Source organism: Vibrio sp. A37 (genome assembly GCF_059777565.1).
Window position 1 is genome coordinate 14,216 of record NZ_JBLNLI010000021.1, and the last position, 16,298, is coordinate 30,513.

Sequence of the window (16,298 nt, forward strand, 5' to 3'; positions counted from 1 at the left end):
TTTGCTCATATTTCAGGTTGTCAATCTGCTTAACTAGCTGATAAAAAACAATAAATACTTAGAAATGATTCGCCTGAATGATGAAATTGCGCTAAGCAATTCTTAGTGAAACTAATTAAATTTATCTTACACTTCAGGTGTCTATATGAATAATCGCAATCGAATTCAGCTTACTTGGATAAGCTTTCTATCTTATGGCCTTGTAGGTGCATTAGTGGCCGTCACTGGCATTGTAATGGAGCCTGTGGCTAATTTCTTTTCTATTCCTATATCCAGCATGAGCAACACCTTTACATTCCTGAATGGTGGTATGTTGGTAGCAATATTCCTCAATGCTTGGTTGATGGATATTATCCCACTCAAACGACAGCTAAACTTTGGCTTTGTCTTAATGATACTAATGATCATTTCGTTGATGCTTACTCATAGCTTGATGATTTTCTCACTGTGTATGTTTGTGCTTGGTGTCATGGGTGGTATCACCATGTCTATCGGTACGTTCTTGATCACTCGACTATATGAAGGACGCCAGCGTGGCTCTCGTCTTTTGTTTACTGACTCATTTTTCAGTATGGCGAGTATGGCTCTGCCAGCAATCGCAGGCTACATGCTAGGTAAGCAAGCTCCTTGGTATTGGGTATATGCCGTCATTGGGTTAATTTACGTGGCGATTTTCGTCCTAACTCGGATTTCAGAGTTTCCACAATTGGGTAAAAAAGCTAAAGCAGAACAATCCCAAAAATTAACAGGTGAAAAATGGGGTGTGGGTGTCTATATCCTAGCTCTAGCAGCCCTTTGCTACATTCTAGGCCAGCTGGTATTCATTTCTTGGGTTCCACAGTATGTTCAGAAAACATTCGAGATGAGCGTTGAAGAGGCGGGTACTATGGTCGCACGTTTCTGGATGTCTTACATGATAGGTATGTGGGTACTTACTCTTGTATTGCGTTATATTGACTTGCACAAGCTGGTACTAGTGCTATCGCTACTTGCCACCGTATTTATGTATATGTTTAATACGTCGACAGCAGTATCTCATTTAGGGTATTGGATTATTGCCCTTGGGTTTGTTTCTAGTGCTATCTATACAACCATTATTACTTTAGCTTCCCAACAGACTAAAGTGGCTTCGCCAAAACTGGTGAACTTCGTTCTGACCTGCGGCACAACAGGTACCATGCTAACTTTTGTGGTATCAAGCCCAATCGTGCAGTCGTCAGGAGTTCACGCAGCGCTTATGACCGCTGATGCGTTGTATGTGGTGGTATTTGTTGCTTGCTTAACATTAGGGCTATTTACCAAGCACAAAGTAAACTCGCAAGTTGAAGGTGAGTTTGCGCATTAAGTTATGGGGTAAATTTTAGGGGGCAAATAGATAATATTATCTATTTGCCCCCTAAAGATAACTTGGAGGTAAGTGATTCAAACTGATGGTGCGTAGAAGCTCGATATAAGGATCGCCCTCAATATGATAAGTAGGGGCAAAACTAATTGTTAGTCTACTTGCTGGGGTATTAGCTCGACATTTGAGTCGAATTTTCTTTTTTTGCGTAACATAAATGGCTGTTTTATTTGGTACCGTAATCCAGAAAACAGGTAATCAAACGTACGACCAAAATACCATTTAGCTTTAAAAAATAATGGTATCGTGTTTTTTAATTGGAAACGTTTTTCATATAGCCATGTCCATCTACGATGGCTATAAAATTCAACAGGGAGTTTATTTTTCCGACGAAGTCGATTTGGAACTTCAAGCCCTATCATATGGCCATCTAGAACAATTAAATTGTTTATTAGGTAGCTATAAGAGTCCTTTACATCTTTTCTCGTACCAAACCTATCAACAAAGTTATGTGATTCAGTTGTGTTTTTATTTAGACATGAGACCCACAAGTTTTGTTCTACAAAAGGTCGCCTCATGGGATAATGTTTATGTTGAAACTTCCCTGACAAGGACTCATCGAATATATAATCTTCAAACAAGGGAATATCCCATAGCTTTATCAAATCTGAAGTTAAGCCAAAGTGGAAAAAATCTGAAAAGAAATAAGGCGCAGTAAGACCTTTGACAAACTCCGTCGCGAAGTAACATGAAGAGACAATGCGATTTTCAAATATTGAGTACGAATCATCTCTTTCTTGGAATTTATCAATAAAATGAATAAATTCATCCTTGTGCAAAATATTGTCAGTTCTTATTTTGACAGCATACTTTGTTTCTACCGCTTTGAGGCCGTTTCTTGTGGACACCACTTGTCTATTTACATTAGCCGTGTGCTTGCGGTTATCTCTTCCGTAAGAAATAACAGTTGTTCCAGGATCTTTGCTAAATATCAGGTTCGATACTTCAATATCTGAAGTGGATTCACCTTCCCAAGTTGAAAGAATTATTGGGCTTTCAGGAAATAATTCCTTAGCTTTAATGATTGACTTTGCCGTAATGTCCTTGACTACAGGACCTTGGAAAACGATCGTTATATCTTTCTTGAAAATCACTTTGACACCTACAACTCACTGGCGATAGCGCCAATCTAGAGGCGCAGAAGGGATAACTATTGCAAATGAATTGTATCAAAAAAGTACTTTTTGTGGAATGTGTATCTCAAAATCTTGCAATAAAAAGAAAGATTTTGCATGTCTATTTTAATGAAAATGTTAGTGGTTCAGCTACCTATACTAATTATTTTTAATATTAATGAAACGTAAAATTGCATAAAACTGACTGCCTTGCATAGATATGGGCCTATTCACATCTAGATATTTTTTTGATAATCATTATCATTCCCACCTTTAATTCAGATTGTTTCCCCTTTAATAGATACAAAACTTACTATGCAAAGATATTCTCGACACCAAATCGTCTTACATTGGTTGAGCTTAGCGCTTATAGCCGTTACTTACGCAGCTATTGAATTAAAAGGATTTATTCCAAAACCCAACCCTTGGCACAACGACTTTAAACTTATCCACTTTAATGCGGGTGTATTGGTGTTTGTTGTTATGGCTGTTCGCATTTACTTCTACAACAAACATGAATTACCTAGTATTGTTCCAAAGCCTCCCAAATGGCAGCAGACACTGGCTTCTTTGATGCATAAGATACTGTATGTTTGTTTTTTCTCGCTGCCGGTATTAGGTGTAGTCGGAATGGTTATTGGTGGTAAACAGTGGGATTTTTTCGGCATCCACGTGTCTGCACTCACCATTCCAGACAAGGCGACTTATTCAGATATAAAGGCGGTTCATGAATATATTGCCAATGTGGGATATTTCCTGATAGGGGTTCATGCGCTTGCGGCAGTTTATCATCACCATATTGTGAAAGATGATACTTTGAAGCGGATGATGCAGTAGAGGCGGTAAAGGTTGAGAGAGCAATCTGCTTTATCAAAACACATTTGGTAAAGCAGATGCTTAATGGGGTTGGAGAGGGGCTACCTCATAGTAACAAATTCCTCGGAGCCAGTAGGATGGATAGCAACCACTGAATCGAAGTCGGCTTTTGTCGCGCCCATCTTCATTGCAACACCAAAGCCTTGAATCATTTCGTCAACAGCAAAGCCGATGCCGTGTAATCCAACGACTTTTTCGTCTTTACCAGCACAAATTAACTTCATTTTGCATGGCTGGCGGTGCTGAGTGACAGCGGTGTACATCGCCGTGAAGCCAGACGAGTAAACTTTTACATTTGCTTCGCCATATTTCTCAATTGCTTCTGGTTCGGTTAGACCAATGGTGCCAATTGGTGGATGGCTGAATACTACGGTTGGAACTAAGTCGTAGTCCATTTTGGCTTCAGGTTTGTTGTTAAACAAACGCTCAGAAAGCTGGCGACCTGCTTTTACCGCAACAGGAGTGAGCTCAATTCCACCTTCCATAATGTCACCGACACAGTAGATACCGTCTACGTTGGTTTGTTGGTATTCATCAACTTTGATGTAGCCACGGTCGTTAGTTGCTACGCCAGTGACGTTGAGATTAATTGCGTCAGTCGCTGGGTGGCGACCAATCGCCCAAATAAGAGTATCAACGTTTTGGCTGTTGCCGTTTTCCAAATGTAGAGTCAGGCTGCCGTCTGCTTCTTTAACCACTTCTTTCGGAATCGAGTGAGTATGCAGAGTCGGGCCTTCTGCGTTCATTACTTCAGTGAGCGTTTCGACAATCGTTGGGTCAAAACTACGCAGAGGAGATTGTTTACGAACGAATAGGTGAGTGTCGCTGCCTAGAGCGCTAAGAACGCCTGCAATTTCAACAGCAATGTAGCCCGCGCCAACAACCGCAACACGTTTTGGTTGCTCTTCTAAATCGAAGAAACCGTTTGAATCAATACCGTATTCAGCACCCGGTACGTTTGGAATAGTTGGGCGACCACCAACGGCAATTAGGATATGGTCTGCAGTGTAATGCTCACCGTTCACTTCAACGGTTTTAGCATCAACAAACTTAGCAAAGCCTTTAATCACATTGACTTTGTTGTTGCCCAGCACGCGATCGTAAGATTGGTGAATACGGCCAATATACGCTTGGCGATTCTCAACCAGCTTGCTCCAGTTGAAGTCTTTCACGTCCACATCGAAGCCGTAATCAGCCGCGTACAGGTTCATCGCTTCTGCAACCTGAGCTCCGTGCCACATCACTTTCTTTGGCACACAGCCTACATTCACGCAGGTTCCACCAAGGTCTTGAGCTTCAATTAAGGCAACTTTTGCGCCGTACATTGCTGCTCGGTTTGCTGATGCAATACCACCTGAGCCACCACCAATACATATATAATCAAAATGCGTTGCTGCTTTCTTCTCCAAAACAGGTATCTCCATAATCGTTGTCGTACTTTCTAGTTAGATTGGGGCGAATTACTCAGGAACAACCCAGTCCAATGTGTAATGCCCAGTCGCTGGCGCTATTGTGTTCTTGAGAAATGGCAAGATAGTCTGCATTTGTTGTTCTAACTTCCAAGGAGGGTTAATCACAATCATGCCTGAAGCTGTCATGCCACGTTCGTTGGTATCTGGGGTAACACCTAGCTCAATCTGTAAAATTTTGCGAATGCCTAGCCCTTTTATTGATTCAATCATATCGTCAATATCACAGCGATTCACTACCGGATACCAGATAGCATAAATCCCTGTTGCCCAGCGCTTGTAGGCTTGATAGATAGCTTGTATGACATCGCGATATTCTTTTGCTAGTTCGTATGGTGGATCAATAAGAACCAAGCCACGTCGTTCTTTGGGAGGTAAGCTAGCTTTTAACCGTTGAAAACCATCTTCTTTGAAGATTGAGACTTGCCTATCGCGATGAAACTCTTGCTGCAGCAGAGGATAGTCACTCGGATGAAGTTCAGTTAATACCATGCGATCTTGCTTGCGAAGGTGAGCTCGTGCGACTCTTGGTGAGCCAGGGTAATACTGCAATGCCTGTTCTTCATTTAAGTCTTTTATTGCTTCTAGATAACTTTCTAGCTCTTGAGGGACATCTGCTGCGTCCCACAATCGACCAATGCCCAGCTTATATTCGCCTGTTTTTTCAGACCATTCGTGGTTTAGGTCATAGCGGCCAACACCGGAATGAGTATCGTGATATACAAAAGGTTTTTCTTTTTGCTGCAAAGAGGAAAGAATCAAACTTTGTACAATGTGCTTGATTACGTCAGCGTGGTTGCCCGCATGAAAACTGTGTCGGTAGCTCAGCAATGTTATCTCTCATAACGCTAGCGTTAGCGTGTGCTGGTGGAATTGCAAGCATTATATACCCAAATGACCCATCACCAAACTAACGGTGTTATTGTCGCCACATTTAGCTCTGAAGTGAAAGAAAAGACAGCAAGTAGAGAGTGGGGGTAGCGCTAAAAGTAGCCAACTGCTTCACACATCTCCCAGAATTATGAGTGTTTCAGTAACTATTTTGAAAAGTGTATCCCAGGTGATGTAGATTGGAGCTATGTAGTGATAAGGATTTAATCTACAAGGTTTTTGTGCAACTATGGCTCGCTTTGTCTTTATATTGTGTTTTATTTCATTTGTTTCTCCTTCTTTTGCTTTTGCAAGCCAAATAAATAGATTCGAAATTAAGTACCTTTCTTATGTCTATCATGCCTATGATCCTGATTATGATGGAACTGAGCACTTTGGGAATCAATTTTTCTCTATCGGATATGACTTAACGCCAAAGCATAATTTTCTGATCGGAACGTTTAAAAATAGTCAGGATAATCGATGCTTCGCCACTGGGTTGGATTATGAATGGGCTCACTTCAATAACGGCTGGAGATTCAAGGGAAGCTACTTATATGCTGGAGAGTTTTTCTTTGATGATTTTTCATCCTGTGGTGATGAAGGGGTGTACTCCAAAGTCAAACAAGTCACTGGGGTGGGGTTTGCTCCTTATATAAATCACTATTTTGAATATTCTTTTTCTCATAGTACGGCAATTGCATTTGGCGTTCTTTTACCAGGTATTGCCGTAATTAACTTCAGTACAAAATTTTGAAAGTTTAGTAGATTTGTCCTGCAAGCGTTCTTTGCGAGAAGCAAAAACACGTAACCCGGCTCTGCTACCTCAAGAGATCAACCACAGTTATTTAATGTAAGTCGTAGGGTGGGATTGAAATTGAGCTAAGTTACCTATATTAACTAGTTATATTCAATTTTCTCCCGCTTGCACTAGCTAGAAGGAACGCCTTATGTCGAACCCGCTTCTTGATTTCACCGATCTTCCTCCTTTTTCGGAAATTAAACCTGAACACGTTAAACCTGCCGTTGAATCAGCAATTGCCGATTGTCGAGCTAAGATTGAACAAGTTTTACAAGACAACTCGAACCCTACTTGGGACAACTTAGTCGCCCCAATCGAAGAAGTGGACGACAAACTAAGTCGTTTGTGGTCACCAGTCAGCCATATGAATTCTGTGGTCAATAGCGATGAATTGCGTGAAGCGTATGAGAGCTGCTTGCCACTGCTTTCTGAGTATGGAACTTGGGTTGGGCAGCACAAAGGTTTATTCGAAGCTTACAAGGCGATGAAAGCCAGTAAAGAGTTTGCCACTCTCACCCAAGCGCAGAAAAAGACCATCACCGATTCTCTGCGCGATTTTGAGCTTTCGGGTATTGGGCTGCCAGCTGACGAGCAGCATCGCTATGGTGAAATCAGTAAACGCATGTCGGAGCTCGGCTCTCAGTTTTCCAACAATGTGCTGGATGCCACTATGGGCTGGACAAAACATGTGACGGATGAAGCAGAGTTGGCGGGTATGCCAGAATCTGCGCTTGCTGCTGCAAAAGCGGCGGCAGAAGCAAAAGAGTTGGATGGTTACTTACTCACGCTAGATATTCCGTCTTATCTGCCAGTAATGACTTATTGCGATAACCAAGAGTTACGTAAAGAGCTTTATGAAGCCTACGTCACTCGCGCGTCGGATCGTGGTCCAACGGCTGGTAAATGGGACAACACAGAAATCATCGCCGAGCAGCTAAAGCTTCGTCATGAGATTGCCCGCATGCTTGGCTTTAACTCTTATAGCGAAAAGTCACTGGCAACCAAAATGGCTGAGAATCCGTCTCAAGTTATGTCATTTTTAAATGATTTAGCGGTGAAAGCCAAGCCTCAGGGGGAGAGAGAAGTAGAACAGCTGCGCCAATTTGCCAATAGCGAGTTTGGTGTTGATTCGTTAGAGCTTTGGGATATCGCGTATTACAGCGAAAAACAGAAGCAGCATCTTTTCCAAATCTCTGATGAAGAATTGCGTCCTTATTTCCCTGAAAGCAAGGTCGTCAAAGGGCTGTTTGAAGTTGTCAATCGTGTCTTTGGCATGACCGTTACTGAGCGTGATGGTATCGACACTTGGCATGAATCGGTGCGCTTTTTTGATATTACCGATAGTAACGGCGAACACCGTGGTAGCTTTTATCTAGATTTGTACGCGCGTGAGCACAAACGTGGTGGCGCTTGGATGGATGACTGTCGTGGCCGAAGAAACACACTTGACGGTAAACTGCAAACGCCAGTGGCGTATCTAACATGCAACTTCAATAAGCCACTTGGAGACAAACCAGCACTGTTTACCCACAACGAAGTGGTGACACTATTCCATGAATTTGGCCATGGCATTCACCACATGCTGACTCAGATCGACAGCGGCGCGGTAGCTGGTATCAATGGTGTACCTTGGGATGCGGTCGAGCTACCAAGTCAGTTCCTAGAAAACTGGTGCTGGGAAGAGGAAGCGCTATCGTTTATCTCTAGTCACTACGAAACAGGTGAGCCGTTGCCAAAAGAGATGCTGGATAAAATGCTAGCAGCGAAGAACTTCCAATCGGCGATGTTCATCCTGCGCCAGCTTGAGTTTGGTTTGTTTGATTTCACGCTTCACACAGAATTTGACCCTGAAGTTGGCCCGAAAGTATTAGAAACACTGGCTGATGTGAAGTCGAAAGTCGCTGTGTTGCCTAGCTTAGAGTGGAACCGCTTCTCACACAGCTTTAGCCATATCTTCGCAGGTGGTTACAGTGCAGGGTATTACAGTTACCTATGGGCTGAAGTGCTTTCTTCTGATGCGTACTCAAAGTTTGAAGAAGACGGTATCTTTAACAAAGAAACCGGGAAGAGCTTCTTGAACAACATTCTAGAAATGGGTGGCAGTGAAGAGCCGATGGAACTGTTCAAACGCTTTAGAGGCCGTGAGCCACAAATAGATGCCTTGCTAAGACATTCTGGTATTAGCGCTTAAACGTATCTGATCTAACAAAAAAGAGCTTTCAATTTGAAAGCTCTTTTTTATGTCTGTTCAATGGTTTAATCGCCGTTACCAGCAAGCCGCCGCTTTAAGAATTTATCTACTGATAGCGGCCCTGGACCCCAAACGATAACAATCAATATCATTAAGCCCCATAGCTGGTGGTCGAAAAAGCCTTGTTCCCAAAGTACGGGATAAGATACGACGGCGATAAAATTAAATACAAATAGGATTAATGCCATCGGTCTAGTAAGCAGTCCAAATATCATGAACACAGGTAGAATCAGCTCTGCAGCAGTACCTAAGTAGGCAGCCAATTCCCAATGCAGTATCGGGACCTGATACTCGAGTTCAAACAGGTAGAGAGTGCTGTCCCAGTTTTGTATTTTTACTAACCCCGCAGTGAAAAAGACCTCAGCAACCCAAAAGCGAAGGAATAGCAGGAAAACAGGGACAAAGTAGTACTGTGTTCTCTCGACAATACAATCATAAAACTTGATTGCGTTTTTGACTGAATTAGACATACAACTTTCCTTACAAAGTGGCGACTAATGCAAAGCCTTCAACTAGGTTTAGCTCAATCAACGGTTGCAGTTGGTTTAGTAAATGTGGCTCGATCTCAGCCAAAGTTTTTTTATAGTGTAGTTGATCTAACAGTTCTAACAGCTCTTTCGTCGTGCGGCTGCACCAAGCCGAGCCGTTGGGTAGCATTTTTATTACGCCATGCTCTGCTTGATTGATATCCAAACCTTCAAATTCAGCATTCTTGACTGCGTTTTGTAGCGAAAACACTGCAAAGCTGGATTGAAAAATCGTAACGTCGCGATACGGGACGAGCAAGATATTGCCTTGCTCGGATTCTTCAATTTCATTCAATTGAGACAGCGGCATCAAATAGCGGCGCTGTTCAGACATACCAGCGACTTGGCTGGAGACATCCATCGCCCATTCAAATCGCGCAACGTCAGATAAATAGGGAGCTGAACTAATCACATTAGGAAAGTGTTCAAAGCTCTCAGCGAACCCTTCTCCGTAACATGTGACATCGCCGTGCTCTAATGGATGGCTAAGTACATAGTGCCTGGCAAGTTGTGCAAAACACTCATCTCCAACCAACTCAAATACCATTGGGTAAGTCGCTTGCAGCACTTCACGTAAGCTAATGACGAAGTTATTTCGGTAAATTTGTATACGTTCTTCCGAGCTAAACTCGTCGCTGACAATATCGCAATCGTTGCCGTGCGCTTGGTAATGCAGTGCTTGCGCAAAGCGAGCTTGTAGCTCAGATAATGAAAGGCTCATGAGGCTTGCCTCGCTGAATTATCTTGCAGTTGTTCTAGGCTATGTAGCTTCTCGCTGGCGAGCTGTGCTTGATTCATCAGCACGGAAATATGGGGAATATCTAAGTCCCATTCGATAAGGGTATGTATGGAACCGTGCTTTGAAATCCATTGCTGGTAGAGCTGCCACACTTCGTCGCTAACAGGGCGACTGTGTGTATCTATCCAGATCTCACCTTGCTCAAGTTCTTTAACAGTGAATCCAGCTAAGTGAATTTCATCGACTGCTTGATGCGGTACTGACTCGATATAAACCTCTGGGTCGAATTTATGATTGAAAGCAGACACGTAAACATTGTTTAAGTCGAGCAATAAACGGCATTCAGTACGAGCTTGTACTTCTGAAAGGAACTCCCATTCTGGAATTGTTGAGTGATTAAACGCGAGATAACTGGAAGGGTTCTCAATCAGCATTGGTCTTTGAATCGCTTCTTGTACCTCCAATACATTGCGACAAAAGCAGTCTAGCGCTTCTTCGGTATATGGCAGCGGTAATAAGTCGTTAAAGTAATGACCTCCTGTTTGGCTCCAGCTTAAGTGATCAGAGACGAATAGAGGTTTTACTTCAGAAATTAGCGCTTTTAGCTGCTTTAAGTGTTCGGTGTTGACTCTTTCTGCACTGCCAAGTGAAAGGCCGATGCCATGGCAACTGATCGGATACTTATCTAACAACTGCTGCAGAGAGCTCCGCATAACTGAGTGTGGTTGAAAGAAGTTCTCGCTATGTATCTCGAGCCATTGCACAGGTGTATCCTGAGAGATGAAGTTGTCGAGATGTGGCGTTCTTAGCCCTACGCCAACTTTTTCATGAAAAGATGTGGGAGCCACAATAAAATCCTTATTTGGTTGGAATTTTGAAGTGCGCTGGTGTGGAAGCAACGCACTTCAAAACGTCTAGTGAGCATTTAAGACGAAGAGGTGCTGCCGCCAGAAAGTTTTCCACATAGGCCTTTAGGTACCACGACAAATGCATCTTTTTGGTTATCCGTCTTGGCTGTACCTGCACAAGAACTTGTTTTGGTCGCACAGTCATTTTTGCCCGCTTTTGCAACGCCATAGCACTTTTCTTTATCAGCAGCTAGAACAGGAGCCGCTGTTAATAGTGTGCCTCCTAATGCAACAAGACCAGTAACCGCAGCAGTAACAGCAAGATTAGACTTTTTCATTGTAATATCCTCAGAAGTTGATCCTTGACTTTATTTCGCAGGCCAATTCTTCGGCTTGCTTAAACTAAAGGATAGAAAAGCGTCTAAAAAACTTTCATAAAAATTATCATTTATTGGATTTTTATGTGATTTATGAATCAATGCTCTGATTTTATTGCATAACTTTTGTTCACTTTTTGTTGTTTTGAGTCTGAATTGTTTAGGCTATAATCACGCTTTATGTATAAATAACCAGTAGCCTGCTCATGATCGATCCCTCTTTACTGCTTGATGGCCTCAACGAAAAACAGCGCGAAGCAGTCGCTGCTCCTCTAGAAAACTTGCTGATTCTTGCTGGTGCTGGAAGTGGTAAAACACGAGTACTTGTTCATCGGATTGCTTGGTTGCTTTCTGTTGAACAGGCATCGCCTTTCTCTGTTATGTCGGTGACCTTTACTAACAAGGCTGCAGCTGAAATGCGAGGGCGGATTGAAGAGCTCATGATGGGCAATGCGTCAGGCATGTGGAATGGTACTTTCCATGGCATTTGCCATCGTATACTGAGAGCGCACTATCTGGATGCAAATCTGAGTGAAGAGTTCCAAATTCTCGATTCTGACGACCAATACCGTTTGTTACGCCGCATTATCAAAGCGCAAAACTTAGATGAAAAGCAGTGGCCAGCGAAGCAGGCAGCTTGGTGGATAAATGGTAAGAAAGATGAAGGGTTAAGACCTAAGCACATTGATTGTTACCACGATCCCGTTGCCAAGACTTATCTACAAATTTACGGCGCCTATCAAGAAGCTTGCGATCGAGCAGGCTTGGTTGATTTTGCGGAAATTTTATTGCGTTGCTTAGAGTTGCTGCGTGAAAAAAAACATATCCGAGAGCATTACCAAACACGCTTTAAACATATTTTGGTTGATGAGTTTCAAGATACCAACAACATCCAATACGCTTGGTTAAGGTTAATGGCTGGGCCGGATACTCACGTGATGATTGTTGGAGATGATGACCAATCGATTTACGGTTGGCGCGGTGCCAAAGTTGAGAACATTGAGAAGTTCACTTTAGAGTTTCCAAGTGTTAACACAGTGAGACTAGAGCAAAATTACCGTTCAACGAAAACCATTCTGCAAGCTTCCAATACTTTGATTGCCAATAACACTGAGCGAATGGGTAAAGAGCTTTGGACCGATGGCAATGAAGGCGAGCCAATATCGGTTTATTCTGCCTACAACGAATTGGATGAGGCGCGCTTTACCGTTGGCAAAATTAAAGAGTGGCAAGATAAAGGCGGTTCTCTTAGCGATACTGCAATTTTATATCGCAGCAATGCGCAATCTCGTGTATTGGAAGAAGCCTTGATTCAGTCAGCTCTGCCATATCGAATTTATGGTGGTATGCGATTCTTCGAGCGCCAAGAAATCAAAGATGCACTCAGTTATTTAAGATTAATAGCGAACCGAAACGATGATGCTGCATTTGAGAGGGTGGTGAATACGCCCACTCGCGGGCTAGGTGAAAAGACGCTAGAAACTATCCGCTTTGCTGCTCGAGATAGAGGCGCGACGATGTGGGATGCATGCGTCGCAATGCTGGAAGAAAAAGTTTTAGCTGGTAGAGCTGCTGGTGCACTTGGGCGTTTCGTTGAACTGATTAATGCACTGGAAGATGATACTGCTGAAATGCCTCTACATAAGCAAACTGACCACGTGATTAACTTCTCTGGCTTGTTTGCGATGTATGAGCAAGAAAAAGGTGAGAAGTCGAAAGCTCGAATTGAAAACTTGGCAGAGCTTGTTACTGCGACTCGTCAGTTTGAAGCGCCCGAAGAAGTGGAAGATATGCCAATCCTGACCGCTTTCTTAACTCACGCAGCGCTGGAGTCTGGTGAAGGTCAGGCGGATGAGTTTGACGATGCGGTTCAGCTAATGACTTTGCACAGCGCAAAAGGTTTGGAATTTCCCCTAGTTTTTATGGTCGGTGTGGAAGAGGGCATGTTCCCCAGCCAGATGTCCGCAGAAGAAGCTGGGCGAATCGAAGAGGAGCGCAGGCTTTGTTACGTAGGAATGACCCGGGCGATGGAAAAGCTTTACATCACCTACGCGGAGATGCGTCGTCTATGGGGACAAGACAAGTATCATAAGCCGTCGCGCTTTATTCGAGAGTTACCAGAAAATTGCTTGGATGAAGTGCGCATGAAAGCGCAAGTGAGTAGACCAGCAAGTAGCGGCCGATTTAGTCAAACCACTGTGAAGGAAAGCTTCAATGAAACGGGCTTTAGTTTAGGCTCGCGAGTAAATCATCCGAAATTTGGTGAAGGGACCATCATCAATTTTGAAGGCAGTGGTCCGCAAGGTCGAGTGCAGGTGGCGTTTAATGGCGAAGGCATCAAATGGCTGGTGACCGCCTATGCGAGATTAGAAAAACTGTAGCGAGAGCCACAATGAAAAGAGTCGTTTTATATATCAAAGATAAGTGTCCCCACTGCAAGGACGCGCAGCGTTACTTAGATTCAAAAGGTATCAAGTATCGCTTAACCAACGCAAAAATGCAGCGAGGAAGAAAAGAGCTGGATGCGATAGGGGCCAGATCGCTGCCAGTACTAAAGATTGGCGATCGTATTATGATTGGTTGGAATCCGAAAAACTTTGATCGGATGTACAACGAGAAGTAACCCGAAGAAATAAAGAAAAACCCCGAGAGCGTAAGCTCATCGGGGTCACAAGTCTCAAAGTGCAGCAATCCAGCTACTTAAAGGTGCTCCATGCATCTATTCCTTGATAATTTATCCTGATTTCCGTTCAGTTTTTTCCGTTTCATCGCCTTCCTAGCGGTGTCCGTGTACCTGCCTTGGTCAGCTAACTTGTCCGTGCTAGCTTTGTCGCAATATCCTTAGCGATGTCCGTTGCATCTTCCTGATGCGAATCCTTCCCCCATCCAGAGGTGTCCTGCTGTCCTTAGTTAGTAACCGTCCTAGCTACTAAATGATTCCTTTCCGATTACTAATCCTCAGTAATCTATCCTTCATCCCGAAGTGTTCTAAATCCTTAGAATCTTTTCCTTGTCAGCATCCCTCCGACAGACTCAATATTACTGAGATCTAATTTATCATCAATGCAACGAAAGCATTTTTCTTTTGTATAAAAAGAGAAACTTTCATCACCTGCAATACAAATCAAATAGTTAAGTTAATATTGGTTGATCTTTCCCTAGTTCAAAACTGCAATTACTCACTTTTTTGTAAGAGATCTCGCACAAGGCGTTGGGGAGATCGTCGTTTTGTCTTCACTTTCCTATAGCGACGCCTTCTCGCCTAGGGTCGGCTGCACCTTCTAGTTGGTCGGGCAAAATGCGAATTGCATGTAATCCTGAGTTAAGATCAGCGACTTTTGTTTGATAGCCTAACTTCTCTAGCGCGCTTTGCATGCTTTCTGCTGAAGTGTGTTGTTCTATCTCCACTTCTTTAAAACGGCTTAAGATGTGCGGAAGGTCGATAGCTTGCTGAATATCCATTCCCCACTGAACATGAGCAATAATAGCTTGCGCGACATAGCCGATAATACGACTTCCTCCCGGTGAACCAATTGCCATGTATGGTTTGTTATCTTTCAAGATAATGGTTGGAGACATTGAAGAACGAGGACGTTTTCCAGGCTCTATCCGATTAGCAATCGGTCTCTCACCTTGATGGGTACGGAAAGAAAAATCAGTTAATTCGTTGTTTAGTAAGAAACCATCAACCATTAATCTTGAGCCAAAAGCATTTTCAATTGTCGTCGTCATTGATACGACGTTGCCTTGTTTATCAACAATATTGAAATGACTGGTAGAAGGTAGCTCTATGGCTTGGTCTTCACTTTGTTTCAAGGCATAGTCCCATGGTGGGGATCCCGCGGAAACGGTGGTAAGAGCTTTATCGAGATTAATCAGCTTGGCGCGGTCTTTGAGATACGCTGGATTTAACAAGCCCTGAGTTGGCATTGGAACAAAGTCTTGGTCGGCCATATACATCCCTCTATCGGCGAAGGCTAAACGCGAAGCATCGGCAATGACCTGCCAAGATTTGACGCTGTTTGGCCCCCAAGATTTCAGGTCAAAATGTTCACTGATAGAAAGGATTTGGCCAACGGTAAGTGCTCCTGAGCTAGGAGGTCCCATGCCGCATATTTGATAGCTTTGGTATGGAGAACAGATAGGCTCTCGCTGCTTGATTCGATAGTCGTTGAGGTCTTTTGTCGATAATACACCGGGATTACTTGGTGCATTGTTTACTGTGTTTACAATTTGTTCCGCGATATCACCATGATAAAAAGCGTTAGCACCATGTTTGGCAATTTTCTTTAGAGTTTCAGCGTAGGCTGGATTTTTAAGTAAGGTGCCAGCCTGTTTTGGTTTGCCATTTTTATCAAAGAAATATTCTCTGGCTTCTTCGTAGCGATTGAGGCGAGTTTCGTCATGAGCTATGGACGCAGCAAGCCGTGGGCTGATTTCGAAACCTTTCTCAGCGAGAGAGATAATGGGCTCTATCAATTTTTTCCAATCTAACTTTCCGTACTGCTGGTGAACTTGCCAAAGCAGCATGACTGTGCCCGGGGTTGCAACAGAGCGGCCACCGACTACTGCGTCATAGAAAGAGAGCGGTTGACCATCTCTATCTAGAAATAGCTCAGGAGTTGCATTCATTGGGGCCGTTTCACGGCCATCAAAAGTGGTAAGAGCCTGCTTGTTTGCATCCCAATACACAAGAAAAGCGCCGCCGCCAATGCCTGAAGATTGTGGCTCTACTAAACCCAACATAAGCTGGACAGCCACCATGGCGTCAACGGCATTGCCCCCTTGATCTAACACATCTGCTCCTGCTTGAGTCGCTAAAGGGTTGGCGGCTGTGACCATCCAGTCTTTAGCATCCACTAATTGCTTCTGTTCCAGTCCGGAGCTGTGCTCTGGAGCAATAGAATCCGTGACTTGCTGTGAGTGAGCAACAGAGGAGGCCAACAGTAGGCCTAGGGTGAGGGCAGGTTTCATCGACCGCAGCATAAAACTCTCCTTGTGAATGCGACGCTTTATAGCGAT

14 protein-coding genes are annotated in these 16,298 nt (G+C 43.5%); 6 read left to right on the plus strand and 8 right to left on the minus strand.

Annotated elements, in window-relative coordinates; translation table 11 throughout:
- Window positions 1–145: 145 nt before the first annotated feature.
- Window positions 146–1,345: an MFS transporter TsgA gene (gene tsgA, locus ACM2FC_RS20920; RefSeq protein ID WP_498482991.1), complete on the plus strand. Its 1,200-nt coding sequence runs from the start codon at window positions 146–148 to the stop codon at window positions 1,343–1,345.
- A 149-nt stretch (window positions 1,346–1,494) separates the two neighbouring features.
- Here tsgA and ACM2FC_RS20925 read toward each other — a convergent pair whose 3' ends face one another.
- Window positions 1,495–2,496, minus strand: a complete 1,002-nt coding sequence (locus ACM2FC_RS20925) for a WavE lipopolysaccharide synthesis family protein (RefSeq protein ID WP_498482993.1) — start codon at window positions 2,494–2,496, stop codon at window positions 1,495–1,497.
- A 336-nt stretch (window positions 2,497–2,832) separates the two neighbouring features.
- Between ACM2FC_RS20925 and ACM2FC_RS20930 the strand changes: the two genes are divergently transcribed.
- A complete protein-coding gene (locus ACM2FC_RS20930; RefSeq protein ID WP_498482995.1) occupies window positions 2,833–3,354 on the plus strand; it encodes a cytochrome b in 522 nt (173 codons plus the stop codon).
- 80 nt (window positions 3,355–3,434) lie between these two features.
- On the opposite strand, the gene gorA is transcribed toward ACM2FC_RS20930, so the two are convergent.
- Together gorA and ACM2FC_RS20940 are read right to left on the minus strand one after the other, a co-directional pair.
- Window positions 3,435–4,817, minus strand: a complete 1,383-nt coding sequence (gene gorA / locus ACM2FC_RS20935) for a glutathione-disulfide reductase (protein WP_498482997.1) — start codon at window positions 4,815–4,817, stop codon at window positions 3,435–3,437.
- A gap of 36 nt (window positions 4,818–4,853) precedes the next feature.
- Entirely contained in the window at window positions 4,854–5,693 is an 840-nt protein-coding gene (locus ACM2FC_RS20940) for a 23S rRNA (adenine(2030)-N(6))-methyltransferase RlmJ (protein WP_498482999.1), read from the minus strand.
- Window positions 5,694–5,982: 289 nt separating this feature from the next.
- On the opposite strand from ACM2FC_RS20940, the gene ACM2FC_RS20945 reads away from it, so the two are divergent.
- Together ACM2FC_RS20945 and prlC are read left to right on the plus strand one after the other, a co-directional pair.
- A complete protein-coding gene (locus tag ACM2FC_RS20945) occupies window positions 5,983–6,489 on the plus strand; it encodes a hypothetical protein (protein WP_498483001.1) in 507 nt (168 codons plus the stop codon).
- Between the two features lie 193 nt (window positions 6,490–6,682).
- Window positions 6,683–8,725: an oligopeptidase A gene (gene prlC / locus ACM2FC_RS20950; protein WP_498483002.1), complete on the plus strand. Its 2,043-nt coding sequence runs from the start codon at window positions 6,683–6,685 to the stop codon at window positions 8,723–8,725.
- 65 nt (window positions 8,726–8,790) lie between these two features.
- Here the strand turns inward: prlC and ACM2FC_RS20955 are convergent, their stop codons facing one another.
- The 4 genes from ACM2FC_RS20955 to ACM2FC_RS20970 form a co-directional block, all read right to left on the minus strand.
- The gene (locus ACM2FC_RS20955) at window positions 8,791–9,255 is read right to left on the minus strand and encodes a DoxX family protein (RefSeq protein WP_498483003.1); all 465 of its coding nucleotides are present in this window, start codon (window positions 9,253–9,255) and stop codon (window positions 8,791–8,793) included.
- 10 nt (window positions 9,256–9,265) lie between these two features.
- The gene (locus ACM2FC_RS20960) at window positions 9,266–10,033 is read right to left on the minus strand and encodes an HvfC/BufC N-terminal domain-containing protein (RefSeq protein ID WP_498483004.1); all 768 of its coding nucleotides are present in this window, start codon (window positions 10,031–10,033) and stop codon (window positions 9,266–9,268) included.
- A complete protein-coding gene (bufB, locus tag ACM2FC_RS20965; protein ID WP_498483005.1) occupies window positions 10,030–10,899 on the minus strand; it encodes an MNIO family bufferin maturase in 870 nt (289 codons plus the stop codon). Before bufB ends, ACM2FC_RS20960 begins: the two co-directional genes overlap by 4 nt.
- A 77-nt stretch (window positions 10,900–10,976) precedes the next feature.
- Window positions 10,977–11,237 carry a BufA1 family periplasmic bufferin-type metallophore gene (locus ACM2FC_RS20970; protein ID WP_498483006.1) on the minus strand — a complete coding sequence of 87 codons (261 nt, stop codon included), beginning with the start codon at window positions 11,235–11,237 and terminating at the stop codon, window positions 10,977–10,979.
- Window positions 11,238–11,482: 245 nt separating this feature from the next.
- Here ACM2FC_RS20970 and uvrD point away from each other — a divergent pair, with 245 nt between their 5' ends.
- Entirely contained in the window at window positions 11,483–13,657 is a 2,175-nt protein-coding gene (gene uvrD, locus ACM2FC_RS20975) for a DNA helicase II (RefSeq protein WP_498483007.1), read from the plus strand.
- Between the two features lie 11 nt (window positions 13,658–13,668).
- A complete protein-coding gene (locus ACM2FC_RS20980) occupies window positions 13,669–13,899 on the plus strand; it encodes a glutaredoxin family protein (protein ID WP_498483008.1) in 231 nt (76 codons plus the stop codon).
- 611 nt (window positions 13,900–14,510) lie between these two features.
- Here the strand turns inward: ACM2FC_RS20980 and ggt are convergent.
- Complete coding sequence (gene ggt, locus ACM2FC_RS20985; RefSeq protein ID WP_498483009.1) at window positions 14,511–16,262, minus strand: gamma-glutamyltransferase; 1,752 nt, start codon at window positions 16,260–16,262, stop codon at window positions 14,511–14,513.
- Between the last annotated feature and the right edge of the window lie 36 nt (window positions 16,263–16,298).